Here is a 24,425-nt window from a genome sequence, read left to right on the forward strand (position 1 = left end):
TGGCCTCGCCGCACCTCTCATCATTCTCGGCGCATAGCCTATCGAGCCTCGCCGCGACTTTTTGCAGATGCAGAATCTTGGAGATGTCGGGCCTCGAGACGTCTTTCTTCAATATCCTTCCTCCCTCCACCACGGCCCACGATATGCCGTGGTGGAAGGCATTCACGTCAATGACAAGAAGCCTCTTGGCCTCTATCGGCGCGGCTTCGCGTCTAAACACGAGCGCTACATACAGCTTTATGGCATGGTTTCTCTTACTCTTTCCAACCCACACCATGGCCAACACCAATCTGCCGCCTTCTCTCACTCGGTCTAGTATCCACTCTACAGTCTTGTCTCCCAGTAGCAAAATAATGGTGTTACCTTTCTTTCCACTCCACTTCCTAATCCTCACCTCTCGTTTCGGGAGATCGACGAAAACACCCATGCCTATGTCCCTCTCACTGTTCAATCTCAGTTGCGTATCGAAAACCAATGGAGACCGCAGCTTCTTCACTTTTACATTTTTCTCGATTTCACGGAGCCAATTCAACATCTTTCTGGCATGGAGAAACTTTTCGGCGAAATATTTCAGCGGACGTTCCGGCGGGGGCAAAGAGCCCCCGCTTTTGGCCCATTCCGCCGCCCATTTTCTGAACTCCTCTTGTACCCGGAGGAGCGCCGGGATCTTTTCGGCGACCTCCGGCGGGAGCCGTAGCAGATTATATTTCAACACCAACGCTCTGTAGACGTTCTTTCCCATATTCCGTCCCTCGGCCTCCCATATGTTGATCCGAAAGCTTTCGCGGATCGATTCAAAACAGGGAAAGGTGACATCGACGAACGAATAGACTAATCGGATATTTGGAACCAACAACGCCGGGAGGAGATGGCGGGAGGGCGCAAATGGAATCAATACACCGATCCCCACGGACGTCATGACAGATCATCTTATGGAGGGACGCCATATATTATCATGGAGAGGTGCTCCCGCCGGGTCAGGGGCAGGCCCGGATCGGCCGTCCGCCGCACGGGCTGGGGCCGGAGAGCCCCGCCCAAACGCTTATGCGCGCAGAGGAGGAGGGAGCGCGCCCCCAACCCGGCCGGCGCCCCGCCTCCGCGACCTATGAGCGGAGGCCGAGAGCCCCCCTCGTCCGGCCGGAGTTGAAAGGGGGCATACGTAGTACGCCTCGGCCATGTTCACAGGGGTCATCACCAGTTGGGCCCCCCTCTCGGCGAGTTTCACAAGGGCGTCGCTGGTGCCGTCGAGCGTGGCGAGGAGGGCGCCGGTATCAACCGCCAGCCTCATCCTCCCCCCTGCCGGCCTTCAAGAGGCCCACAAGCTCGCCCTTTCCCGCCCTGGACCTAGTCCTCTCCACGGCTTTGAGGAACTTAGCGAAGTCCCTCGACTCGGCGGACTCCAGCAACCTGGCAATCGCCTCGTCGAGCGAGACCTTTCTGCCCAGCTCGGCCTCAAGCCTGGCCCTGTATTTGATGAGGCGGCGCTTCGTCTCCGGCCTAATCTTTATCGATTCCACAAAGTCGCCAAAGTGGGATCTTATAAATTTACACTATGGGGATCGTGATGTCCGCCGGGAAGTCGGCCACTGAAGCCCCGACCCCCCAGATGTGCGCAGCCGCCCTGTTAGGACGATTGGCTCGCCTTCCTCAACTCCGAACGGCTTTCCGTCTTCTGTACATCTCGAGCCACCTCTTGGCGGTTCCCTCGAAATACATGTCTAGGGCCGTCCGTATGGCCTCAGTCCTGTCAACAAAAATCCCCTTGGTCACCAACAGGTCGACATTCCTCACAACCCTCTCAGATATCTTGAAGGAGACATGCCTCAAACGCCTTCTCTCCTCCACCTAGCTACAGGCGGTCATTAAATATACACGTTACGTTGTAGATCCCTTTAACTAACGCAACCCCCTCCGACCGGCGGCATGAAGACCACCTCGTCGCCCTCGTTCAGCCTAGTGTCGAGACCGGCCAGGTAATCCACCGCGCGGCCGTTTACCAATATGTTGTATTGGTCCTTGAGCCTATCGCCGTCCAAGATCTCTCTGGACAGCCTCCCCCCGCGTCTTTCGTCTATTATTTTCACCAGATCGCGGACGGTGGCGCCTTGGGGAACCTCCACGACCTCCTTCATCACGCCCAGCAGATCGTACAGAGTGGCTAGGTACCTTACCTTAACCAACATGGATTAGAGTAGATCTGGCCTAATATCCTTTACAGGAGGTTAAAGGAACGGTTCCCTAGGAGCTCCGCCGGCCCCCTAGAGGCGGCCCGAGCCAGCGCCGCGGCCTCCGTTTGATGGAACCAAGCGAGATCCATACGGCGCGCCGTCGTGGGACCGACGGGGGTCTTCTCTCGATACCCTAGGCGCGGCCCAATTCCCCCGGCTCCTCCTCTCAACCGGCGCCGCCCTTCTGCCGACGCTCTCACACCATCAACACGGCCGCAGATAACGGCTGTCCGAGATTTGATCCTCCATGTTCTTGCTAAATTTGCCGGTATTTTGTTAAATAATAGGTAAAAAATCAGTTTTCTATTAGAAAAATAGGTTTATAGAGTGAAGAAAATTTATTACTTAGAGTAAAAAGCGCGGGTTAGAGGAGGTACTGGAACTCCTCCAGCCCCAGCCTCTTGAGGGTGTCGTAGGTGGGCTTCCCGTCGACCCAGCCTCTCAGCTTGTAGTAGATCTTTATCCCCTCGTCGAACATCTTCGCCGAGGAGTGGCCCTTGGCGGGGCCCGTCGGTATTGGGTTTCTGAAGTGCGGATTGAGCTCGTCCTTGACCCATTTGCCCTCCTTCACGTGGAATAGCCTCTCCACGTTGAAGATCCTCTCGCCTATAGTCAGCATCTCCTCCGGCGTGGCGTCCCAGTCGTAGGCCATGTTGAACAGATGCGCGAGGTCCTTCTCGAATATGCCCTCGCGGTCCAACGTGGCGAACTTGCAGTACGTCACTGAGTCGGCCAGCGCCATAAGGTGTTGGGCGTACACCACGATCCTCGCCTGCTTCTCTATGCACTCAGGCGTTTCGCAGAGCGGGTCGACCTTCTCGGGCACTCCCAACACCTCCCACGTCGGGGAGTAGGCCTCCAGGTGGTCGCCTCCCCTATTGGCTGTGAAGTACGAAAGCGCGAAGCCCTTGAGCCCTCTGGGGTCGTAGGCGGGGAGCCCCTGCCCTCTAGAGCCCTTGAAGGCGCTGGGGTCTCCGTACTTAAGGGCCAGCCTGTAGTCGCCCTCTGCGAGATCGTCGCCCACATCGCTTCTGTTGGCGGCCCTTATGACCAAGTCTATCAACGCGCCGGCGTCGCCCCAATTCACGTCGAGCTTGAGCTTGCCCTTCCTGGCCAGCTCTATGGCCGTGGCCAGCGTGTTGCCCAGCGATATCGTGTCGAAGCCCAGCTCGTTGGCGAGCTTCTGCAGACGCAGATCGGCCTCGGGGTCGAATAGGCCTAGGGTGGCGCCTAGAGCCCATGTGTTCTCGTATTCATACTTGGCCTTGCCCACGAACTTGTAGGGGCCGGCCTTCACCATCACATGCTGCGTGCAGGCTATTGGGCACATCATGCAGGCGTGGGTCTCCACCACGTAGTTCTTCTTGATGTATTCGCCGGTGAGCTTGTCGGTCTCCTCGGCGTACGCGGTCTCGAAGTTGCGGATGGGGTATGCGCCCATCGAGTTTATGACGGCGGTGAGCAGGTTCGTGCCGTATATGTGGAGCGCCTTGGCGGTGGGGCCCGACATGAGGCGCTGGGCGAGCTTCGTGGACTCCGCTATGAACTTGGCGCGGTCCTTGACGTCCTTGAGCAGATCGCGCGTGCCCCAGACGAGTATGCCCTTGAGCCTCTTCGAGCCCATGACGGCTCCAACCCCGCCACGTCCGGCGAAGCGTTCGTAGTCCGACATCCTTATGCCCGCGATCTTCGATAGGTTCTCCCCGGCGGGGCCCACCACGGCGACCCCGGCGGCCTTCTCCTCCTCGGGGAAGCCGTTCTCTCTCAATATGGCCTTTATGGATGCGCCGGTCCATTTGCCCCAGAGGTGGCCCGCCGGCCTTATGGCCACATCGCCGTCCTTGACCACGACGTAGACGGGGTCCTCCGCCGCGCCCTCGATTATGATGCCGTCGTAGCCCGACTTCCTCAGCCAGTAGGCGAAGTTCCCGCCGGCGTTGGCGTGGGTCAAGGACCCGGTTAGAGGCGACTTGGTGACGACCGTGACGCGGCTGGTGGAGAGGTTAACCATCGCCGACAGAGGGCCGGCGAATATGTACAGCCTATTGCTCGGCGAGAGCGGGTCTATGCCTCTGGGTATCTCCTTGAGGGCTAGGTAGGAGCCCAGCCCCCTCCCGCCGAGGAATCTCCTGAGGACGTCGTCCTTGAACACCTCCTCGGTGACCTTCTCCGTTCCTAGATCTATTCTAGCTACTCTGAAGGTCGCCATAGGTATGAAACCATTCATATTTAAATGCTTATTTATATATTAACTGATATTTTATCCTCCAAACGGAGAGACTACGAGGATCGAGTCGCCGTCTTTGAGGCGCGTCCTCAAGCCGTCCAGGAAATCTATGGATCTACCGTTTACTAATATATCATGCATATCTAGTACTTTTCCATTTTTAATAACTTTGTCTTTAAAGCCGGGATGAATGGTATTCAGTATATTCATGACGTCCTCGACCGTGGAGCCGTCCTCTAGGTTTAGATCAAGCGAGATCTGGTCAACGGAGTCCAGACCGAAATACAGAGGCGCCATTATCCTCACTCTGACGCGCATGGAAGCTAATTTGACGCCTCTTAAAAGCTAAGGAGCGCGCCTCTTAAAAATCCCGGCCCTCTCGGCCCTATGGCCAGGATATTCAAACAGGGACATGGCGAGGTGTTGAAGGGCAAGACGGTGGCGGTGGTGGGCTACGGCAACGTGGGGAGGTCCCTCGCGTTGAACCTCAGGGATTCCGGCGTCTCCGTGATGGTGGGCGACCTGCTCGGCAGCGACTACGCGAGGAGGGCCAAGGCAGACGGGCTGGAGCCCAGGCCCATACCGGAGGCCGCCGAGCTGGGCGACGTGGTGGTCCTGGCGCTTCCCGACGATGCCGCGCCCGAGATCTACAGGTCGGAGGTCCTGCCGGGGCTGCATCCGGGCAAGGCGCTGGTGCTGACCAGCGGCTTCCCGGTCGCCTACGGCTTGTTGCAGCCGCCCGGCGGCGTCGACGTTGCGCTCTTCGTCCCCAAGGCGCCTGGCCCCGCGATCAGGGACAGATATCTGCAGGGCAGGGGATTCGCGGCGGTCGTAGGCGTCGTGGAGGACGCCTCAGGCAACGCGCTCGACGTCGCTCTTGCGGTGGCCGACGGCGCGGGCGCGTTCAAACAGGGCGGCTTCGCCCTGGAGGCCTCCGCCAGAGAGGAGGCGCTGGCGGATCTCCTAGGCGAACAGGTCCTCAAGGCGTCCCTGCTGGCGGCGATAGAGGCCGCGTTTGAGCTCATGACGAAGGCCGGGGTGCCTCAGGAGCTGGCCGTCGTGGAGCTCTACGGCTCCGGCGAGCTGGGCGAGCTCGGGAGGCTTATGTCCCTCGCGGGCCCCTACGGCGCTCTGCGCCTCCAGTCGCCCGTGGACGCCTACGGCCAGCTGGCGAGGGCCGGCGAATATAGGAAGGCCATAGCCCGCGCGGCCGCCAGGATCCTCGAGGAGGTCCTCAACGGCGATTTCCCGAGGGAGATATACCTCGAGAGGGCGACCGGCTACGTGAAGTTCAACGCCCTGTGGAGGGCCGCGACGGCGGGCGGCCTGGCGCAGGCGGACGCGCGGCTGAGGGCCGCCTTGCGTCAAGGCCCGTAGTAGAAGCAGGGGGCGGACGGGCCCCCCTCGCACACCTCGACCCAAGTGGCGCCGAGGAGTTGCGCTATATATTTGGCCAGGCATTCGCCGGTAACGCCCCCCGGCCCGCACGGTATTTCGTAGTACGGCTCCGGGGCCCCCTCCTCTCGGCTGGACTTGAGGTATTTGCCGTCCATCTCGGCCAGCAGAGACCAGAGCCTGCGCTGGAGCTCGTCCGCATCGACGACGTAATCCACGTCGTCGGGTCCGCAGACAGCCGCCTCGATCATGTAGTCATGGCCGTGAAGCCCGCTCTTCACTGCGGCGAAGGAGGGCCTGTGCGCGACTGATATGGACCCCCTGGCCACCACGCAGAGGCGCACAACGGCGTCCAGCCCCCTCTATAAATATTTTAAAAAGGTCCGCCGCAGGGCCGTGGACGTCGCCGTGGATGTGGACAGGGCGCGTTCGGCGGCCGACATAGTGGGGAGGCTTGGCTTGAGGAGGGACGCCTACGATGACGGGCGCTTCTACCCCCCTAGGTCCGACCCCAGGGAGGACCAACTGGCGTTCTTCGTCGCCATGGTTGCCGTCGACCACAGGACGTCGACGCCGCTGGGGCCCTTCGAGGGGCACATAGACGGCGAGTTCTTCCACGGGGCCGACGCGCTGTGGAGGCTCGGCAGGAAGGCCTACGACGAGGGGCTGTTCAAAGCTGGGAGGCTGGCCGAGCTAACGCCTGGGGAGGCCGAACGCCTCTTCTCGATTGGGGGGGCCAGGGTGTGGGATTTCCACGTGAGGATGTTCCTCCTGCGGGATCTCGGCCGGAAGGCCCTACGCGCGGGCGGGTTCGAGGCCTTGATACCCGACGCAGTGGCCGAGATGGCCGAGCGGCTGAGGCGCGTCAGAGCCTACGAAGACCCCGTGGGGAAGAAGGCGCTCCTGCTGGCCAAGTTCCTGGATGGACGCGGCTTGGTTAAATTCAAGGATCCCGAGAACTTCGACGTGCCCGTCGACAACCATCTGTCGAGGATCGCCTACAGGCTCGGCATAGCCGACGTCGACTATGGACAGCTGTTCGAGGGGTTGGAGCTCGGCCGAGAGGAGGACGCCGAGGTGCGCCAGAAGGTGAAGCTGGCGTGGAGGCTGGTGGCCAAGTTCTCCGGCGTGGATCCCTTCACCCTGGACGACTTCCTTTGGTCTTTCGGCAGACGCGTATGCACGAGGGAGGCGCCTAAATGCGGCCAGTGCCCCTTTAGGTCCATCTGCAAGGCCAACGGTCTGGGCCGATACCCGCCCGAGCACACGCATCTGCTCACCTGGTATTATTAAATAGCGCCCGGTTCCCTCCATGGAGATCAGGGCCGTCGCCTTGAACGTTAAGTGGGGCTTCGACCCGGAGAGAGTGTCGAGGTTCCTAGAGGCGGCCAGGAGGCTGCGTCCGCTGACAGTAAGGGTCTCCGTGACGACGCCGCCCAGGGAGGGCTTGAGGCCGACGTTGAAGGCCCTTGAGGAGCTCGGCGTGGAGTACGCGGCTATAGGCATCTACGAGGGGGACGATATGGAGGAGCTGGTGAGGACCTACGGCGTATTCGTCGCCGTGACCAGAATAGATAGATACCTCGAGTTCCTGAGGCGGGTGGACAGATCGGGCGAGCCCCATCTGGCCAGAAACGTGGCGCTTCTGCTGGGAGGCGTCGTCTACGATTCCCCCTACTATCCGGCCACCGCGGTCAAGAACGAGGGCGTCGCCCTCTCGCTCCTCTATCCCGACGATCTGAGCGCCCTGGGCGACGTGCCGGCCATCTTGAGCTCCGCGGAGAGGCTGGGCGAGGAGTTCGCTTCGTCCATAGGCGAGAGGTTCCTCGGCGTCGACGGGAGCCTATCCCCCTGGGGCGAGAGATCCGTCGCCAAGGCCGTCGAGCGCGTATTCGGCGTGAGGATCGGCGAATGGGGGACCCACGCGGCCATCAGAGCCCTGAACGAGGCCATCTGGTCCTCCGGCGGCCGGCTGGTGGGCTTCAACGAGGTCATGCTGCCGCTAGCGGAGGACGAGGAGCTGAAGAGGCTCGCCGAGAGGGGGGCATTGGACCTCCGGAGGCTGGTCTCGTACGCATCTACGTGCGTCGCCGGCCTCGACATGGTCCCGATAGAGGCGGACGAGAGGGAGCTGAGGAGGATTCTGCTGGATTTGGAGGCCATAGCTAAGACCAAGGGAAGGGCGGTGGGCGTTAGGGTTTTCCCCGCCTCCGGCCAGTACTTCGACGTGCCTGGCTTCGGCAAGACGCCCGTGTTGAGGCCTTGAAATGCCGTGGCTCACCAGGCCTCTCGACCGCGTCCCCCGCCGCGTGGTGTCTCTCAACCCCTCGATAACGGAGCTCCTCTTCGTCGCTGGGCTGGGGGATAGGCTCGTGGGGAGGGACGTGTTCTCCTACAGGCCGCGGGAGGCCCTCAGGATACCGCATGTGGGGTCCTTCACCTCGGCGGATCTAGGCGCCGTCGAGGGGGCCAGGCCGGATTTGATAATAGCGTACTATCCAGTCCAGAGGGACCTCGTGGAGGCTCTGGATAAAGTGGCCCCCGTGGCCGTCGTCGAGACGCCGACGAGCATCGACGACGTGTTGGGCAACTTCAAGTTCGTGTCTAGACTGCTCGACGCAGACGAGGCGGGGGATCACGTGTCGGGCGTCTATAGGGATCTGCTCAGAGGCTCCCCACTCGTCGAGGAGGCCCTGGCCGTCTTCCATCTGGGAGGCTACGACGTGGCTTGCGCCGAATCCTTCACCGCGGCGGCCCTCGACGCGGTGGGCATAAGGTACAGCAGGAGGATCCACTGCGTCTATTACTTCCTGGGGCCTCTTGAGAGAGCCGTCGAGCTCCTCGAGGCGGTCGACCCAGCCTTGGTTCTCTACGAGGGGAAGACCAAGACGCCGAGGCCGGAGGAGGTGGCTTGGATTAGGCGCGCCAGATGTAGGGCGTGTTCGGGGGGCGATGTGATCGCGGTGCCCAACGACACGCTGGCCCACTACGGGCCGAGCCTCCCGCTGGATCTCGCTCTGGTCAGAGAGGCGGTGGCGGCGCGGGCTGCACAGGTCGCCGGAACCTCCAGCGTGTCGAGACCGGCGCTGGGCGATCCTTGGTATAGGCCGTACCTGTAGCGCCCGCCGGCAGATGGGCGCCATGCTTATAAGCCCGGGCGCGTCGGGCCCCCATGTTGGCGGATCTGCTGGAGAGGGGGGAGCTCTCGGTGGCCATCTACGGGCTGGGCTACGTGGGTCTAGCCCTCTCCGCGGCGTGGGCTAGGGCCGGCGCCAAGGTCATAGGGGTCGATGTGGACGTGGAGAGGATCGCCGCTCTTTCGAACGGCGTGGTGGAGTACGTGGAGGATGACGTGAGGCGCGTTGTCGCCGATGCCATAAAGTCAGGGCGCATGGAGGTGACCACAGAAGGCGACGTAGCCTCGATAAAGAGCAGGGTGAAAATAATCACTGTGCCCGTGTACCTCGCCGCGACGAGGCCCAGCATCGAGGTGGACTTCTCCGCGATCACCTCAGCCGCCAAGGCCATAGCGCAGGGGCTCAAGCGGGAGGATCTGGTCATAGTGGAGTCCAGCGTGCCGCCTGGCACCACCGAGGAGGTGGTCAGGCCCGTCCTGGAGGAGTCCGGCCTCACGGCCGAGGACGACTTCTATCTGGCCTACAGCCCCGAGAGGGTCATGGTGGGGCACGCCCTCAAGGACATAGAGGAGAACTATCCCAAGGTGGTGGCCGGCGTCGGGCCCAGAAGCGCGGAGGAGGCGGCCGCCCTGTACCGCAAGATAGCCCGTAAGGGCGTCATAAAGCTCTCGTCGGTGAAGGCGGCCGAGTTCGAGAAGCTGCTCGAAGGGGTATACCGCGACCTGAACATAGCGCTGGCCAACGAGATGGCCAGCCTCGCCAACGCCCTCGGCATCTCCTTCGCCGAGGCCAGGGCCGCCGCCAACAGCCAGCCCTACAGCCACGTCCACAAGCCGGGCACAGGCGTGGGCGGCAGCTGCATACCGGTATATCCCTACTTCTTGCTGTGGACCGCCGAGAGGCTGGGCGTGGAGCTGCCTCTGACGGCCCTGGGCAGGGCCGAGAACGAGGCCCAGCCCTTCAGGGTCGCCGAGGCGGCGATCAAGGCCATGATAAGGGAGGGCGTCAACCCGGCGGAGGCCAAGATAGCGGTGCTCGGCCTAGCCTTCAGAGGCGATGTCGACGACACGCGCCGTAGCCCCACCTACGACCTGTTGCAGGGGCTTCTGGACTTCGGGATAAGGCCGGCCAACGTGGTGGTCCACGACCCGTACGTGAGGCGGGACCGAGTCGTCGAGAAGCTGGGGATAAGATTAACCGCGGACTTGAAGGAGGCGTTGGACGGAGCGTCTCTCGCGCTGATAGCGACCGACCACAGCGCCTATAGGGTGAAGGCCAGCGAGTTGGCCAAGCTGATGGCGAGACCCGTCATAGTCGACGCCCGGGGCGTGGTCGAGGCCGACGCGCCCATATATTCAATCGACGGAGGGCGCTGGCCGATAGGACGGCGCTCCGTGCAGCCGGAGCCTCGGAGAGGCCGTTGTTAGCCCTTATCCCCTTTCAGCTGGGCGCACGCTCCATGTGGGCGTAGGGGCTGGGCAGTCGGGGGCCCGCGGCGTAGGCGAGGTTGCTGGTCCTCGTCAGCCCTTGACGCCGCTCATTGTGTACATCCTAGTGAGGTATCTCTGGAACGCCAGGAACACGGCCATTATGGGGATGCCCATCAACACGGCGAAGGCGGCGAAGACGTTGTAGAGGGTCGATCTATTTACGAAGGAGAGGTACCACATGCCCAAGGTCAACGTCCACAGATCGCTGCTGGTTATGAAGACGTTGGCCATGGCGTAGTCCGTGTAGGCGCCCATGAAGGCGATAAGGCCGAGGAAGGCGAGGACCGGCTTGCTGAGCGGCAGCAATATCCTCACGAAAGCCCCAAGTCTCGAGAGCCCGTCTATCATGGCGGCCTCCTCGTACTCCTTGGGTATCGAGTCCACGAAGAGCTTGACCAGATACGCCCCGTATATCGACGTCCCGCTCGAGTAGGCCAAGATGAGCCCGTAGTAGGTGTTTATGAGGTGTAGCGTGGCGAACATGAGGTACAGCGGCAATACGGTCACCGTCATCGGGAAGAAGGTGAGCACGTAGACGGTGATCATCAGGGCCCTCTTCCCCGGCACGTTCAACCTGGACAACGCCACTCCCGACAGAAACGCCAGGAGGATCGTTATGGCCACAGTGGCGCCCGCGAGTATTAGGCTGTTCCTAAGCCACAGCAAGAACGGATTTCCGAAGAGTATCCCCTTGTAGGCGTCTAGGGTCAGTCCTCTGGGCTGCGGTATCAGGCTGCCGATGCTTATCGAGGCTATGGTCGGTATGTCGCTGAGGGACGTTATCACGATGTAGTATATGGGGAACACCGCGATGGCGGCGGCTACGGCGAGGATTACGTACGATATGCCGAGCCGGAGGACGTCCCAGGCCTTCATGTTATCGCCTCCAACACGCCTGAGTATTTCAGCATTATAATGGCCATCGCTATCAATATCGCCGCGTCTATCACCGAGTAGACCGCCGCGAAGTTGTAGAGGCTGTTGTTGAACGCCGCCTGATAGGCGTAGACCACTAAGATGTTGGTGGCGTTGCCGGGGCCTCCGCCCGTCAATATGTATATAGGGTAGAAGTTGTTCCAGGTAAAGGTGAAGCCCCCTATGGCCACAAAGGCTATGGTCTTCCTCATCAACGGGAGCGTGATGTACCTAAACCTCGCGAGTCGGCTCGCGCCGTCTATCTCGGCTATGGAGTAGAGCTCCTCCGGGATGCTCTGCAACGCCGAAAGGAAGACCGACGTGTAGTAGGGGAAGGACAGCCATAGATTCGTGAGTATCAACATGGTCCAAGCCATGGGCACTACGTCGAACCAATCCACGGGCTTTATGCCGAATATCGCCAACACCTTGTTGACTATGCCGTACTTCCAGTTCCACATGCCTTGCCACACTATAAGCGATATGAACGCCGGGAAGGCCCAAGGCACCAGGAGCAGCGTGAAGAACGCGCTTCTGCCCCTCAAGTCCTTCTGGTTCAAGATCAGCGCCAGCAGAAATCCCACCGCGATCATAGGGGCCAGGCTCCCGACGGTCCAGATGGCCGTGTTGACCAGGACCTGCCAGAAGGTCCCGCCTGTGAGGACTGTGATGTAGTTGGCCAGGCCAACCCATTGATATTCAAAAAAATGATATAAATTGAAGTTAGTAAAAGAAATATAAATAGTATATAATATTGGATATAGATAAAGAAAAGCTACAAGAATTACTACAGGAAGAATATAAAGATAGTTAAAAAAGATATTCCTTTTATAGGACATTAGGAGGACGGCATTAGGCCGGCTTGTTGCATGTTGGAGATCATGCAGCTCTCCATCTCCTGCGCGGCCTGGGCGGCCGATATGGTCCTGTTGGCGAAATACAGAGTGAAGTACTGGTGGAAGCACGGCCAGTAGAAGCCCATCTGCGGCACGTTGGGGAACTTCTGGCCGTACTGCGCCTGCTCCAATATGCCCTTATATACGTCGTTCATGTAGGCGGGCTGAAGGCCGCCGGAACTTAGGAGGGTCATCACCGTGTCGTATGCCTGCTTCTGCGCGGGCAGATCGCCGGCGAAGTTCCACAGATTCATCTCGGCGTCCTTGCTGGTAACATAGGCTATGAAGGCGAGCGAGGCGTATATCTGCTGCTGCGAGGCGCCGCTGGCCTGCGGCGAGGCTATGACCCAGCCAGTCGAGCCGATGAACGGAGCGGCCCTCATGCCGGTCATGGATATGGTGGGCAGAGGCGCAGCGCCGAGGTTGGGCCCCAGCGCCTTCTGGTATATCTTGAGGTCCCAAGTCCCGTCGAATATAATAGCGGTCATGTTCTGCGTAAATAGCTGTTGCTCTAGGCTCGGGGTGACGCCGGGCGCGTTGTAGTTCCAGACATAGGTCATGTTGTACCAGAACTCCATGGCCTTCACCATGGCGCTGGAATTGAGCTGCGGCATGCCTCTCTCGTCGAATATCCGGCCGCCGAAGCCGGCAAACCACGCGGCGAATCTATAGCCCCATTCCTGGCCCGCGCCGTAGGCTACACACCAGACCTTGTAGGTGGAGTTTATGTACTGGCATAGCTGAAGCAGCTGGTTGGTGTTCAGCTGGTCCACGCCTACCCCGAACATCTTCTGGGTGAGCGCGTCGTTGAGGAACTTCTTGTTGTAGTACATAACTATGTAGTTCACGTTGTCGGGAAGCCCGTAGATGGAGCTACCCAACATGAAGTTCTTGACGGCCACGGGGATGTACGCGGCGTTTATATCGGCGGGGTTGATATATTTACTTATGTTAAGCAGGAGGCCTCCGGCGAATAGCTTGCCGGCGTCGTCGCTGCTGTCCCTGTACACGTTGGGCGCTTGGCCGGCCTTGGCGGCCGAGACGAAGTTAGCCGTGGCTATCCCAACGCCGTGAGTGACTTGTACCTTTATACAGGGATATGCCTGCGTGAAGGAGGCAAGGGTCACGTTGAAGGCTTGGTCCTCCGGAGGCCCGTAGGTATCCCACACCGTTATCGTGACGGTGTTCCCGCCGAGAAGTTGATTACAGACGAAGTTGGGGTCTAGGAGGGAGCTCAGGCTAAACGGAGGCGTCGTAGGTGGGGTGCTCGTGGTCGTCACGGTCACCACCGAAGTAGTGGTGGCTGTTGAGGTGGTGGTGACTAGCGAGGTTGCGGTAGTGGTGACGAGTGAGGTCGTCGTCGAGACCACAGTCGACGTCGAGGGAGGCGGCGAGGGTTTCATGGTGGCGTAATAGAGGGCGGCTGCGACGATTATTATCACAACCACGACAACTATCGCTATGGAGGCCGTTCTACCTAGGCCCTTCATGTAAGTACATCATATTACTTGTATTTAACAGTTACTCCGAGGGGATGTCCATTGGCCGGCCCTCGGCGCCTTTAATGGAAAAATTTTTAGGGAAACTATAATTATATACCATGAGAATCTGGGCGCTTCTGTTGCTGGCCCCGGCCCTCGCCTGGGCCCAATACGCGGTCACCTTCTCCGTGTCTCACGACGGCTATCTGACGGCATACATAGCGGGGATCCCCCAGGGACATAAGGTAAACCTGCACTGGGGCGTCGAGCCCTATCCTCAGGGCCCCTGGACCGTGATAAACGACACCACCATGTCTTGGAACGGCGAAAACTACACGGCGACGATAGGCCCCTTCAAGAACGGCACGTGGATCGCCTTCGTCTTCTACGACGCAACCGCCGGCGTATGGATAAACTACCTGGGGACTCCATTCTGGAATTGGAACGTCCAGATAAACCCGCCCAATGTGGGCGCGACCTCCGTCCAAGTCCTACCCAACTGCAACCTGTTCATAACCGCCGTGGGGCGTGCGCCGGATGTAATGGTGATCCACTACGGCTTGACGTCGGGACCCCAGACCGGGCTTGCTTGGTCTAACGCGACCGATGCGGCCATGGCGTACAACCCGCTGTGGGGCAACTACACGGCGATCATAGGCCCGTTTAGGCCCGGCCAATGGGTCCAATGGGTATACCTCGACAAGTCCACCGGCCAGCAGATCGCCAACGGAGGAAGGGACTTCGCCGCCCAAGCCGCCTGCTCCCCGCTGTCGCTCGGGACGGCGTATCCGTACGATAGATATATCTACACTGTGGGCGAGACGGCCCGTATATCTATACCTCTGGAGAACCCCTCGGGGCCTCTCGACGCGGCCGTCGTGCTCTCTATAGGTCCGCTTAAGGCTGAGAAGAGGGCGGCGCTTTCGTCCGGCTTGAACTTCGTCAACTTCACGATACCTATCCGGATCCCCCAGGGGGTGTATAAGCCCGTGGTCCAGGTCCTCGTCGGCAACGCCACCCTCCTCAACTCGACTCTGCCCCAGCTCTACGTGCTCAACACGACCGGGAAGCCGCCCGTCAGCTTGGTCATCGTCTGGAACATGCACCAGCCTCTCTACGTAGAGCCCAACGGGACTTGGGCCATGCCGTGGGTCCCGCTACATACGGGGGAGGACTTCAAATGGGAGGGGCGGTACGTGGGCGCCTACGAGCTGCAGGCGTATCTCCTGAGCAGATTCGACGTGAACGTCTCTATAGACTTCACCCCGGTGCTCCTATATCAATGGGAGGCCCTTCTGGCCCAGGGCCCGCAGGGCTTTAAATATCTCGGATACTACCCAGGCAATATAACGTACGACATAGAGGCCGTCAACAGGACTCTGGCCCTATACAGGGAGCTGGTCGAGGAGGGACGCGTGGAGGTCTTGACCGTGCCCTTCTACCACCCGTTGGAGGCCATAGCGTACGACAACGGCTGGGCCGGCGACATATTGGCCCAGTTGATAATGGGCAGAGAGATGACGTACAGGCTCTTCGGCGTCAACGCGTCGTGCGTCTGGACGCCCGAGATGGCCTTCGAAATGGGGCTGGTTCACCTCTACCGTGCGGCGGGCCTCAACTGCACGGTGCTCGATGCCCAGGCGTTCCTGCCGTCGGCTACCTACATCAACGGCTCGCAGAGCCCCTACGTCCCCTACGTGGTCGAGGACGACGAGGGGCACTACGTATACGTACTCTTCCGAGACGACGGGCTGTCGAACATATTCTCCTTCTATCTATTCACGCTAAGCGACCCCGACCTAGTTAAGCAGCTGTTGATACAGTACTTGGCCAGGGTCTACATGGAACGGCCGGGCGCCGTCGTGGTAGTCGCCCTAGACGGCGAGAACCCGCTCATATTCAACTCCATGACGGGGCCCAGGGACCTCTACGCCATATACGACGCCCTGTCTCGATACTCCGGCACCTGGCTGATCACCCAGACCGTGTCGCAGGCCATAGCGACGCATGTGAAATACGCGGTGACCAACCTGCCCGAGAGCTCCTGGGCCCTCAATCTCGACAATTGGAACAACGGCTATCCAGGCAAGGTGGCCATATGGCGCGCTGTAGCCCTGGCCAGAGAGTACCTGGTGGCGTTCACCAAGGCGCTGGGCGGCCGTCAATCCCCCGCGGTCCAGCTGGACCCAGCCCACATCCCCAACTCCACAGATCTGCTCCAGACCCTGTGGAACTACCTCTACGTGGCGGAGGGCAGCGACTGGACGTGGCAGACGGGCCCGCCCAACTACGGGCCTGGCTGGTTCAGCCTACAGCCCATGATATACGTCGACGCCATTCTGAGGGCCATAAACGGGACCGTGGCCGAGGTGGTCCCCGTCTCCGCGAAGGTCGGCGGGGGCGGCGTCGCGCTGTCGGTCGAGAACAAGCTGGGTAGATCCGTAACGCTGGTCCTGGGCTCCGGCGGCAGGTGCTACGAGGTCGTTCTGAAGCCGGGCCTCGACGAGGTATATCTACCCAACGCCACGTCCGCCCAACTCGACGTGTATCTGCCCGTCGACATAAACGACGTGCCCGACTACGTGGTCCCGCCCTCGGCCTGCGGGCTTAGGATAGCCGCGTGGGCTCCGCCAGCCGCGTCAACTAAGACTACGGGCGTATACGCCTCGACCGCCGCGCCGACCGCCGCTGGGACCTATCTGCCCTATCTCACGGCGCTCGCCCTAGCTGTGGCTCTAGCGGCAGTCCTCGCCAGGCGGAGGCGCTAGGCTCCGGATGCGGCAAGCAGCTTTTTCATCATCAATTCGTAGGCCTCCCTCGCAGCCTCTATGTTGGCCTTGGCGGCTCTGGCCGGCACGAACTCGGGTATCGCCCTGACTATCCCCTCTATGGTCACGGCCCTGCTCACGGCCGCGAAGGCGCTGGCCATGATCATATTCACGAGGGGCCAGCCCGCCGCCACTAGGCCGTGCCTCAAGGCGATGGACGTCGCGTCTATGGCTATATACCAGGGGGCCTCCTCCCTGGAGTTCACTACGTAGACGGCGTTGGGCTTGCCGAAGGCCTTTACGTTGGTCTGGGAGACTATACGTCCGTCGAGAACGACGACGTAGTCGCCTGCGGCAACCGCCGAGTGCACCTCCACCGGCTTGTCGTCGATCCTCAGATACGCGCGGACTATGGCGCCCCTCCGCTCGGCGCCGAACTCGGGTATCGCCTGTCCAAACCTCCCCTCGAGGGTCGCCACGCGTGCGAGCAACTGAGCGGCGGTCACGGCGCCCATCCCGCCTCTCCCGAAGAAGACGACTTCGATCACGACCTAGAGAAAAGCCCGGCTTAATAACCTTTATAGCCCTATATAGCGCCGCGGCGCCGTTCCAACGTACTTTACTAAGTAAATAGATATATTAAACTATATTTTAGCGCTTATATCAGGAAAAATATACAGTGGACCCACCGGCCCTCTGAAACAGATCCAAAAGATCTGCGGATTCGCATCTCTATACTACTATATATAAAACATAAATACTCAAAACGTTCTAACCTCGTGGGGCTCGAGTTGGTTCCCGTATCGAGACCTGCGCCGGGTTCCGGCGGCATAACCGGCACCTGGCGTACGTTAAGGCCCGTGGTCGATCTCAAGAAATGTATAGATTGCGGCATATGTTGGCTGTATTGTCCTGAGTCCGTCATCGACTGGGAAAAAGGGCAAAAAATCAAGATTGACTATACTTATTGCAAGGGATGCGGCATATGCGCCCACGAGTGCCCGACGAAGGCGATCGAGATGGCGCCTGAGGCCGGCCTATGAGGACGCTGGCCGTTCTCAAGACTGCACTCACCGGCAACTACGCAGTGGCTCACGCGGTCAGGCTGGCCAAGCCGCACGTAATAGCGGCATACCCCATAACTCCCCAGACCACTATAGTCGAGAAGCTGTCCGAGTTCGTCGCCAAGGGCGAGCTAAAGGCGAGCTTCGTCAACGTCGAGTCGGAGTTCTCCGCGCTCGCCGTGGTGTACGGCGCCGCCATGGCCGGAGCCCGCGCCTTTACCGCCACCAGCAGCCATGGGCTTTTCTATATGTACGAGATGTTGTGGTGGGCGGCGGGGAGCCGCGCGCCGATAGTTATGGCGGTGGTCACGAGGACGTTGGGGCCCCCCTGGAACATACACGACGAGCATAACGACATACTCGCCATAAGGGACTCAGGCTGGGCGGTCGCCATGGCCTCCAACGTCCAAGAGGTTCTGGACCTCACGATACAGGCGTTCAAGCTCGCCGAGAGCGCCTACATCCCGGTGGCGGTGGGGCTCGACGGCTTCGTCTTGAGCCACACGGTGGAGTCCATAGAGCTACCGCCACAGGAGGCGGTCGACGAGTTCCTCCCGCCCAGAAGGCCCGATCTGCCGCTGAGGCTGAGGCCTGGGGAGCCGATAACCATGGGCAATATCCCCTCAGACGATAGGCTACACGCCGAGCACCTCAAGAACATATACAGAGCAAGCCAAGAGGCCAAGAAGCTCGTCAAGTCCATAGACGCCGAATACGGCAAGCTGGTCGGCCGCGAATATGGGGGCATGGTGGAGGGATTTGAGCTCGAGGGGGCTAGATACGCCGTCGTCTGCATGGGGGCCTGGTGCGGCGACGCCAAGGAGGCCGTGAGGAGCCTGCGGCGCGAGGGGGTGCCGGTCGGCCTCATGAGGATCCGTTTCGTCAGGCCCTTCCCCGATGAAGAGGTGGCGGAGCTCTCCGGCATGGACAGGGTGGTGGTGTTCGACCGCGACATAACGCCGGCCGGCGGCATCTTGGGCAGGGAGGTGGCGTCAGTCCTGGGCCGCGACAAGGTCGTCAACGTCCTGGCCGGGCTCGCCGGGGTGGACTTCAAGGCCGACGAGTTCAGAAAGGCCGTCAAACACGCCGTGGAGGGCGAATACGCCGACCGCGTGGTGTTGCTATGACGGTCCGCATAGATCTGCTCCCCAAGACCAAGTACGTCGTGCCCGGCAACTCCGCCTGCGCCGGATGCGGCATGATGATAGGGCTGAAGGTGCTCGGCATGGCCCTCGGCGAGGAGGCCGTGCTGTCCATACCCGCCAGCTGCGCGTCGGTCGTGCAGGGCCTCGGCCCCAAGTCGGGCGTGGCTCTGCCTATACTCAACGTGCCCTTCGCCTCCGCCGCGTCGGTAGCCACCGGCATGTCCGAGGCCTTCAGACAGCTGGGCGTCAAGGGCCAGGCCGTGGTGTGGGCTGGGGACGGCGGCACGGCCGACATAGGCTTCGCCGCGGTGAGCGCAGCCGCCGAGAGGAACAGCGACGTCCTCTACATAATGTACGACAACGAGGCCTATATGAACACCGGCATACAGAGGAGCAGCGAGACGCCGAAAGGCGCGTGGACCACCACGACGCCGACAGGGAAGAGGGAGGCCAAGAAGGACGTCGCCCTCATACTGCTGGCCCACGGCGTCCCCTACGTCGCCACGGCCAACATAGCGTATCCCCAAGATTTCTACCGCAAGATCAAGAGAGCCTCGGAGATCCGCGGCTTCAAGTTTATACACCTCTTCGCCCCCTGCCCGCCCGGCTGGCTCTTCGACCCGTCGTTGACGGTCGAGGTGGCCAGGAAGGCCGTGGAGACCGGGGTCTTTATACTCTGGGAGTACGACAACGGCGAGCTGAAGCTGAACCCGCCTAGCTCGGCGCTTGTGGACAAGAGCAGGAGGAAGCCGTTGGTCGAATACCTCAAGCTGCAGGGGAGGTACGCCCACCTCTCCGAAGACCAGATAAAACAGATGGAGGAGGAGATCGACCGCAAGTGGCAGTTCCTGCTGCGCTTCGCCCAGGCCGCGAGACCTAGGGCCTAGTCGATATAGAACTCGATGGCTTCTCTGCCTCCCACCTCGGCCCCCGCAGGCACCTTAGCCGAGAGTATATTGCCCAGAATCCTCACGTCCCCCGCCATGGAGGCCCTCAGCACGCGGCCGGGGAGAAGCCAGAGAAACTCGTAGGGGTACTCGGCCACCTCCTCCTCATATACGTCCTCGTATACGTTGAGCCCTCTGCGGAGCTCTCCCTTGAATCTTATCAAGAAGGTTATATAGGGAAGATCTATCGAGATTAGGCCCATATCGACATGGGCCACCCTCGCCTCGACCCTCCTTCCGTTTATCGATATGGCCTCCTCGTCGAGGAACATCTGCATGTTCCTCCTCACCGCCTCAAGCTCCCTCCGGAGGGCCTCGCGGGAGAGGCCGGCGTAATATGCCTTCGGGTCTCTATAGTAGAAGACCATGTACTGGGTCACTGAGCCGAGCGGATCCATGTTGAAGAAAGCCCTCGCGAAGATAGGCCTCACCTCCTCCGACACGCAATTAAGGCCGTGTCAGTCTTTAACCCTTTCGACGGTATGGTATAAATACGTCGATCGAGCCGGCGCCATATGGTCGGAGGGTCCGTGATAACCGTGTTGTCCAACGACGAGGCGAAGGCGGTTGGGATCGCCGAGAGGCTTGGGAAGAGGGGGGAGGAGGGAGTATATTATAGGCGTCTGGAGGGGGGCGTCCGCACCGTGCTGGTGCCGAGGCGGGGAGATCTCCTGAAGGCGGCCGAGTGTTTAACGCTCTCGACGTACTACTATCTCTACGTGGGCGAGATCGACGCAGAGGCGGCCGAGCTTGCGCTGCTGGCCAAGGCCTCGGGCCTAGGCGGGAGGGCCGCGACGGACGACGAGGCGGCCTTCCGTAGATATTTCGGCGAGCTCGGGCTGGAGCTCGGAGAGCTCGAGGACGTGGATAGGCGGCCGGACGACTTGAGGTATATATATGTCGAGAGGGCGTTCAACGTGCGCGGCGTCGGGCCGGTCGCGATAGGCTTCGCCTATACCGACGTCAGAATACACGACAAGCTGGTCGCTCTGCCCAGCGGGGTCGAGGTAGACGTCAAGAGCATACAAATACTCGATGAGGACCAGAGGGAGGCGGCCCCCGGGGCTAGAGTAGGCTTGGCGCTGAGGGGCATAGAGGTGGAGGAGCTGAAGGAGACCTACGCGTTGATCAAGAAGGGCACGCCGCTTGTGGATCGCTTCAAGGCGGTCAAGTTCAAATGGGCCGCTGACGCCGACAGGGGCCATGTGTTCCTAGGCGGGATAAGGGCCATGGCCGCCATAAGGGGACAGGAGGCCGTCCTGGACAGAGCGGTCCCGGCGACGTTGCGGCGCGGCGTGGTGGTGAACGTCAACGCGAGGCCCAAGTCGCCCAAGGTATACGGCTATCTGGAGGCCCCCTAGGAGGCAGCGGCGTGTCCGCTTCAACCGAGCCGGGGCTTGCCGGGCGACGAGACAGCTCAGAAGTTTCGGCAAGCAGTGCCGGTCCATACGTCGCGCCATATAACGCGCTTCTCAGCGCCTGCGGACTTCGTGAATAGGCCCACGTGGGGGCGACCGCGGCGATTGCCGGGCTCGGCGGCGAGGCCCAGGCCGTGCTCCGCGCCGCGCAGGATCTCGACGTGATCAGGCGGGCGGGGCGCGGCAGGCCGGGGGCCGTCTTCGTGCCGGGCGGAAGGGGTATTAAAACGGCGCGTCTAGCCGTGGAGAGATGTCCGGTGGAGGCGGCCTTTATGGACGGCAGACTTAAGGTCCGGACGCCGCTGGGGATCTACGCCGTGGAGCCGACGCCCTCCGCGCTGCTATCCCTGGCCGAGAAGCTCTCCGCCGCATGTGGGGAAGACAGACATAGGCTCTACGACAGGCTCAAAGAGGCGGCGATGGGGGCCGCAGGAAGCGCAGGAGGTCTCGAAAAATGGCTGGCAGGCATGTAGCCGCTCAGACGGAGGCACAGGCCGTCACGCAGGGCCGCGCAGATGCCGCCCCAGGCAATGCGTATGTAGACAGACGCCGAGGGTATGTACGCAGGAAGGATCGAAGCCGGTAGGACGCCTTGAGCTACGGCGCCAACGGCATCAGCTCCCTATCTATATCGCGCCCCATATTGACCCGCAACGCCGAGCTTAGCTCTATAAACCAAACGCAGATCCGGTCGGGCTCGGCAAGAACGGAAAGAGTCCATGGAGCCCCGGCCGGGATTCGAACCCGGGACCTACGGATTACCGGTTTCGACGCAGCGGTCCGCGGAGTGCATCTTTGTTTTTGTGTGTTTTTAAGTTTTTTCGTTGAGTGTTTTGGCGGTGTTGGGGGTTTGCGCGAGTCTTTGGAGCAGTTGATGTGTTATTACTAGGCGTCTTCCCTCCTCGGTTGTTTTTATGTGGTCTCTCCACTGCTCATACTCGTCTCCCAGCAACTCTCTCAGCTTGTTTTCCAGCGCCGTCTTGATCTCTGCAATTAGCTGTGGGTCGCCGTATTTCTCAGCTCTAACGCCCTTACTCTTCCTCTCATAACGCACAAGCTTGAGCCTTATCCCGCCGATGTTGACTGCCTTGGCGCCGAAGTCGAAGCGGTGTAGCGCCTCTTCTGCCGCCTTTCTCTTCTCTTCGTCTCCGGTCTGCGCCACGTGTTCTAGGTACTGCTTTATGGCTTCTTTCTCTTCTGGTGTAAGTTTCTCCAGCTCGTCCTTCGGCACCACCACCTCGAAGCCGGAGGCGCCTCTGCTTACCACAGAGGCGTTTACGCCGGAAAGCCTAAGCCGACGCCTAAACTCCTCAGCCTCCTCCAACGCAGAAAACCGCGCCACGGCGTTTATAGTAGGTATCTTCTTCCCCCCTTTCATTACATACGTCAACCTCAGCCTCATCGCCGCAAGCCCATCCACGAGCTGAAACACAACCCTATCCACAGCCTTCGCCTCGACCAGCCTCTCCTCCGACCACGCCGCAAGTCTCTCGATAGCTAGCTTTACTGCCGCGTCTACCTCCGCCAGTCTTCTTAACGTTTTTTCGTCGAATATCACCCGGTGATATATGCCCGAGGTGACCTTAGGTGCGGAGTCTATGCCTAGTTTCTCCAGCTCTCTCCGCGCCGCCTCTGCGTATCTCTCCGCCTCCTCTCTAGTCCTAAACGAGACCCAACCGTGCAGGCCCTTGGCCGAGGACAGCTTTACGTATTGACCAGCCAGCTGGAACCCGGCGAGGCTCTGCGCCGCCAGCCTCTTGAAGGCAAGCCACTTATGGGAGTGCAGAGCGTCAAGCAACACACCAACACCAAAAAGATACAACTCCGCGACGGCCTTGGCGTACAGCTGGGGGGCAGGCCTAAAAGTGACCCTCTGCCGTCTTACGTCGACGCTGACATCACCCCTCCCCTCAAAGAGGTGCATCCGCTTACTAGACACAGATATAATCAACCTATCACTCCTCACGACACCGTCGCCGAGGTAATACGCCACCAGCGGCAGAGGATCCCCGGCGTCGAGATGCTTAAGGACAAGCCTAATCGTGGAGGTCTTAATATCCCGAGACTCCAGCGGCATCTGGTAAACCACCCGTCCACTCTCAGCTATAGACAGCGTCGAACCCCTAGCGATTAATCTGAAATCTCTTGAAAATGCAAATATCTTTATTGATACACCTTCATTCTTTAGCACCATCTCACGTGTATACAATCCTATTCTCCTTGACTTTGTGATAAGCCATGCGTAAAGTTGCCAGAGTTGTGTTGTATCCATTATAGTGGTATCATATTGATTACTCGACTCGTCTGACGCCAGCCAGCCGATGTGGAGACGCTTGACGTATTCCTCCGGGAGGAGGCGCGGAATCTGCACCTCCGCCGAGAGACCTTCAAGTTCCATTGTATACACGCCGCGTTGGTTAACGGAGACGCATTTCTCTCCGCAGATCTTTATCGTCTTGCCTGTAGGCGTGGCCTCTAGCCAAAACTCTCCGCCTTCCAGCGCCTCCAGCATCTTCCCCACAGTCTCCACGCCGGACTCCCCAAGCCTCTGTGCCATCGACCTCAACGCGTCGAAGAGCCCGGAGTCCCGCAACGCCTTCAGCATCTCTAAGCCTCTCGCCACTGTCTCCTCCGCCGTTGTGTTCAGCCTCAGCGCCTTTATCCACCTCTCCGCCTCGCGCCTAAGCTCCTCCCGCTTAGCCGGGTCGGTCAAGTAGGACTCCACCCCGTCCATATACGCCCTCCAGAGCCTCGCCACGTCGCCCACCTTAGCCGCCGTCAAGACGCCGCGTCTGGCCGAGGCGGTTAAGGCGTCGTACTGGACGCCGCCAGCGCCTCTCACCGCCTCCAGCCGCCTCTTGACTTCGTCGACCACAGCCTCGGAGACGGCAACTACGCGGAGCTCCGCCCCGCCGCCTTCGAAAAATAACGCCGGCGCCACGTAGGCGGAGCCGGCCCTAGAGAGCCAGGCCTCAAGCTCCTCCGGGCTCCTGGCCACTATCCACCTCTCTTTAGCCTCTCCGCCTTGTGCCTCGATTTTCACTGGCTTGAAGTAGAGAGCCCACTTCTGCGTCTTCACGGCGCAGACCCCCTCGGCACATATCCTCACGGCGCGGCCGGAGGAGTAGTCGGCATATCTCCCGCCTTTCACAGCCTCAAGCCACCCCTTCAGCATCTCGGCGGCTCTGGCCACCGCGGTTTTAACCTCCCCGCTCCTCAGGCCCGCCAGCCACCTCTCCACCTCAGCCGACGCGGCGCCGCCGCCCGGCACAAGCGCTCCGCCCAACACGCCTTCAACCAGCCTAACCGCCTCG

23 protein-coding genes and 1 pseudogene are annotated in these 24,425 nt (G+C 60.5%); 11 read left to right on the plus strand and 13 right to left on the minus strand.

Annotation, left to right across the window (positions count from 1 at the left end; translation table 11 throughout):
* From B7L68_RS06035 to B7L68_RS06065, 6 genes and pseudogenes are all read right to left on the minus strand, one after another.
* Nucleotides 1–919: pseudogene (locus B7L68_RS06035) on the minus strand (hypothetical protein); the annotation flags it as partial.
* Between the two features lie 352 nt (nt 920–1,271).
* Nucleotides 1,272–1,517 (minus strand): hypothetical protein, encoded by a 246-nt coding sequence (locus tag B7L68_RS06045; protein WP_238136354.1) that lies wholly within the window; start codon nt 1,515–1,517, stop codon nt 1,272–1,274.
* 130 nt (nt 1,518–1,647) lie between these two features.
* Nucleotides 1,648–1,845 (minus strand): hypothetical protein, encoded by a 198-nt coding sequence (locus B7L68_RS06050; RefSeq protein WP_081246789.1) that lies wholly within the window; start codon nt 1,843–1,845, stop codon nt 1,648–1,650.
* Between the two features lie 47 nt (nt 1,846–1,892).
* Entirely contained in the window at nt 1,893–2,183 is a 291-nt protein-coding gene (locus tag B7L68_RS06055) for a MoaD/ThiS family protein (RefSeq protein WP_081246790.1), read from the minus strand.
* A gap of 409 nt (nt 2,184–2,592) precedes the next feature.
* Nucleotides 2,593–4,437, minus strand: coding sequence for an aldehyde ferredoxin oxidoreductase family protein (locus B7L68_RS06060; RefSeq protein ID WP_081246791.1), 1,845 nt, complete (start codon nt 4,435–4,437; stop codon nt 2,593–2,595).
* Between the two features lie 51 nt (nt 4,438–4,488).
* Nucleotides 4,489–4,773, minus strand: a complete 285-nt coding sequence (locus tag B7L68_RS06065) for a MoaD/ThiS family protein (protein WP_238136355.1) — start codon at nt 4,771–4,773, stop codon at nt 4,489–4,491.
* A gap of 69 nt (nt 4,774–4,842) precedes the next feature.
* Here B7L68_RS06065 and B7L68_RS06070 point away from each other — a divergent pair, with 69 nt between their 5' ends.
* Entirely contained in the window at nt 4,843–5,832 is a 990-nt protein-coding gene (locus B7L68_RS06070) for an NAD(P)-dependent oxidoreductase (RefSeq protein WP_081246792.1), read from the plus strand.
* On the opposite strand, the gene B7L68_RS06075 is transcribed toward B7L68_RS06070, so the two are convergent.
* Nucleotides 5,820–6,194, minus strand: a complete 375-nt coding sequence (locus tag B7L68_RS06075) for a 6-carboxytetrahydropterin synthase (protein WP_081246793.1) — start codon at nt 6,192–6,194, stop codon at nt 5,820–5,822. The two genes, B7L68_RS06070 and B7L68_RS06075, sit on opposite strands and share 13 nt — an antisense overlap.
* A 52-nt stretch (nt 6,195–6,246) precedes the next feature.
* Here B7L68_RS06075 and B7L68_RS06080 point away from each other — a divergent pair, with 52 nt between their 5' ends.
* From B7L68_RS06080 to B7L68_RS06095, 4 genes are read left to right on the plus strand one after another with little or no spacing between them, the layout of a single operon-like run.
* Nucleotides 6,247–7,143, plus strand: coding sequence for an N-glycosylase/DNA lyase (locus B7L68_RS06080; RefSeq protein WP_081246794.1), 897 nt, complete (start codon nt 6,247–6,249; stop codon nt 7,141–7,143).
* 19 nt (nt 7,144–7,162) lie between these two features.
* Complete coding sequence (locus B7L68_RS06085; RefSeq protein WP_081246795.1) at nt 7,163–8,116, plus strand: DUF711 family protein; 954 nt, start codon at nt 7,163–7,165, stop codon at nt 8,114–8,116.
* A gap of 1 nt (nt 8,117) precedes the next feature.
* Nucleotides 8,118–8,969 carry an ABC transporter substrate-binding protein gene (locus B7L68_RS06090; protein WP_081246796.1) on the plus strand — a complete coding sequence of 284 codons (852 nt, stop codon included), beginning with the start codon at nt 8,118–8,120 and terminating at the stop codon, nt 8,967–8,969.
* Nucleotides 8,970–9,022: 53 nt separating this feature from the next.
* Nucleotides 9,023–10,414, plus strand: a complete 1,392-nt coding sequence (locus tag B7L68_RS06095; protein ID WP_081246797.1) for a nucleotide sugar dehydrogenase — start codon at nt 9,023–9,025, stop codon at nt 10,412–10,414.
* Between the two features lie 93 nt (nt 10,415–10,507).
* Here B7L68_RS06095 and B7L68_RS06100 read toward each other — a convergent pair whose 3' ends face one another.
* The 3 genes from B7L68_RS06100 to B7L68_RS06110 are packed head-to-tail and all read right to left on the minus strand — an operon-like array spanning nt 10,508 to nt 13,778.
* Complete coding sequence (locus tag B7L68_RS06100) at nt 10,508–11,353, minus strand: sugar ABC transporter permease (RefSeq protein ID WP_081246798.1); 846 nt, start codon at nt 11,351–11,353, stop codon at nt 10,508–10,510.
* On the minus strand, nt 11,350–12,231 hold the full coding sequence (locus tag B7L68_RS06105) for a carbohydrate ABC transporter permease (RefSeq protein ID WP_081246799.1): 882 nt from the start codon (nt 12,229–12,231) through the stop codon (nt 11,350–11,352). Before B7L68_RS06105 ends, B7L68_RS06100 begins: the two co-directional genes overlap by 4 nt.
* Nucleotides 12,231–13,778 carry an extracellular solute-binding protein gene (locus tag B7L68_RS06110; RefSeq protein ID WP_081246800.1) on the minus strand — a complete coding sequence of 516 codons (1,548 nt, stop codon included), beginning with the start codon at nt 13,776–13,778 and terminating at the stop codon, nt 12,231–12,233. The genes B7L68_RS06105 and B7L68_RS06110 overlap by 1 nt, the downstream gene beginning before the upstream one ends.
* A 110-nt stretch (nt 13,779–13,888) precedes the next feature.
* On the opposite strand from B7L68_RS06110, the gene B7L68_RS06115 reads away from it, so the two are divergent.
* On the plus strand, nt 13,889–16,537 hold the full coding sequence (locus B7L68_RS06115) for a glycoside hydrolase (protein ID WP_081246801.1): 2,649 nt from the start codon (nt 13,889–13,891) through the stop codon (nt 16,535–16,537).
* Here the strand turns inward: B7L68_RS06115 and B7L68_RS06120 are convergent.
* A complete protein-coding gene (locus tag B7L68_RS06120) occupies nt 16,534–17,085 on the minus strand; it encodes a 2-oxoacid:acceptor oxidoreductase family protein (RefSeq protein ID WP_081246802.1) in 552 nt (183 codons plus the stop codon). The genes B7L68_RS06115 and B7L68_RS06120 overlap by 4 nt on opposite strands.
* Nucleotides 17,086–17,316: 231 nt before the next feature.
* Here B7L68_RS06120 and B7L68_RS06125 point away from each other — a divergent pair, with 231 nt between their 5' ends.
* The 3 genes from B7L68_RS06125 to B7L68_RS06135 are packed head-to-tail and all read left to right on the plus strand — an operon-like array spanning nt 17,317 to nt 19,633.
* Nucleotides 17,317–17,580: a 4Fe-4S binding protein gene (locus B7L68_RS06125; RefSeq protein WP_101958015.1), complete on the plus strand. Its 264-nt coding sequence runs from the start codon at nt 17,317–17,319 to the stop codon at nt 17,578–17,580.
* Nucleotides 17,577–18,728, plus strand: coding sequence for a transketolase C-terminal domain-containing protein (locus B7L68_RS06130; RefSeq protein ID WP_081246803.1), 1,152 nt, complete (start codon nt 17,577–17,579; stop codon nt 18,726–18,728). The genes B7L68_RS06125 and B7L68_RS06130 overlap by 4 nt, the downstream gene beginning before the upstream one ends.
* A complete protein-coding gene (locus tag B7L68_RS06135; protein ID WP_081246804.1) occupies nt 18,725–19,633 on the plus strand; it encodes a 3-methyl-2-oxobutanoate dehydrogenase subunit beta in 909 nt (302 codons plus the stop codon). Before B7L68_RS06130 ends, B7L68_RS06135 begins: the two co-directional genes overlap by 4 nt.
* Here B7L68_RS06135 and B7L68_RS06140 read toward each other — a convergent pair.
* Nucleotides 19,630–20,136, minus strand: a complete 507-nt coding sequence (locus B7L68_RS06140) for a hypothetical protein (RefSeq protein ID WP_081246805.1) — start codon at nt 20,134–20,136, stop codon at nt 19,630–19,632. The two genes, B7L68_RS06135 and B7L68_RS06140, sit on opposite strands and share 4 nt — an antisense overlap.
* Nucleotides 20,137–20,208: 72 nt before the next feature.
* Here B7L68_RS06140 and B7L68_RS06145 point away from each other — a divergent pair, with 72 nt between their 5' ends.
* Complete coding sequence (locus B7L68_RS06145) at nt 20,209–21,054, plus strand: hypothetical protein (protein ID WP_081246806.1); 846 nt, start codon at nt 20,209–20,211, stop codon at nt 21,052–21,054.
* Nucleotides 21,055–21,197: 143 nt separating this feature from the next.
* The gene (locus B7L68_RS06150; protein ID WP_081246807.1) at nt 21,198–21,584 is read left to right on the plus strand and encodes a hypothetical protein; all 387 of its coding nucleotides are present in this window, start codon (nt 21,198–21,200) and stop codon (nt 21,582–21,584) included.
* A gap of 338 nt (nt 21,585–21,922) precedes the next feature.
* Here the strand turns inward: B7L68_RS06150 and B7L68_RS06155 are convergent.
* Nucleotides 21,923–24,425 (minus strand): hypothetical protein (locus B7L68_RS06155; RefSeq protein WP_238136357.1); only part of this gene is annotated, 2,503 nt, incomplete at its 5' end.

It is taken from the genome of Thermoproteus sp. CP80 (assembly GCF_002077075.2).
In the GTDB taxonomy this organism is placed as follows: domain Archaea; phylum Thermoproteota; class Thermoprotei; order Thermoproteales; family Thermoproteaceae; genus Thermoproteus.

Coding starts and splice junctions, on each gene's coding strand:
- B7L68_RS06055 (WP_081246790.1), bottom strand. CDS start 2,183: ATGTTGGTTAAGGTAAGGTACCTAGCCACTCTGTACGATCTGCTGGGC.
- B7L68_RS06145 (WP_081246806.1), top strand. CDS start 20,209: ATGGTCGGAGGGTCCGTGATAACCGTGTTGTCCAACGACGAGGCGAAG.
- B7L68_RS06105 (WP_081246799.1), bottom strand. CDS start 12,231: ATGTCCTATAAAAGGAATATCTTTTTTAACTATCTTTATATTCTTCCT.
- B7L68_RS06135 (WP_081246804.1), top strand. CDS start 18,725: ATGACGGTCCGCATAGATCTGCTCCCCAAGACCAAGTACGTCGTGCCC.
- B7L68_RS06095 (WP_081246797.1), top strand. CDS start 9,023: ATGTTGGCGGATCTGCTGGAGAGGGGGGAGCTCTCGGTGGCCATCTAC.
- B7L68_RS06090 (WP_081246796.1), top strand. CDS start 8,118: ATGCCGTGGCTCACCAGGCCTCTCGACCGCGTCCCCCGCCGCGTGGTG.
- B7L68_RS06100 (WP_081246798.1), bottom strand. CDS start 11,353: ATGAAGGCCTGGGACGTCCTCCGGCTCGGCATATCGTACGTAATCCTC.
- B7L68_RS06085 (WP_081246795.1), top strand. CDS start 7,163: ATGGAGATCAGGGCCGTCGCCTTGAACGTTAAGTGGGGCTTCGACCCG.
- B7L68_RS06070 (WP_081246792.1), top strand. CDS start 4,843: ATGGCCAGGATATTCAAACAGGGACATGGCGAGGTGTTGAAGGGCAAG.
- B7L68_RS06115 (WP_081246801.1), top strand. CDS start 13,889: ATGAGAATCTGGGCGCTTCTGTTGCTGGCCCCGGCCCTCGCCTGGGCC.
- B7L68_RS06060 (WP_081246791.1), bottom strand. CDS start 4,437: ATGGCGACCTTCAGAGTAGCTAGAATAGATCTAGGAACGGAGAAGGTC.
- B7L68_RS06110 (WP_081246800.1), bottom strand. CDS start 13,778: ATGAAGGGCCTAGGTAGAACGGCCTCCATAGCGATAGTTGTCGTGGTT.
- B7L68_RS06065 (WP_238136355.1), bottom strand. CDS start 4,773: ATGCGCGTCAGAGTGAGGATAATGGCGCCTCTGTATTTCGGTCTGGAC.
- B7L68_RS06130 (WP_081246803.1), top strand. CDS start 17,577: ATGAGGACGCTGGCCGTTCTCAAGACTGCACTCACCGGCAACTACGCA.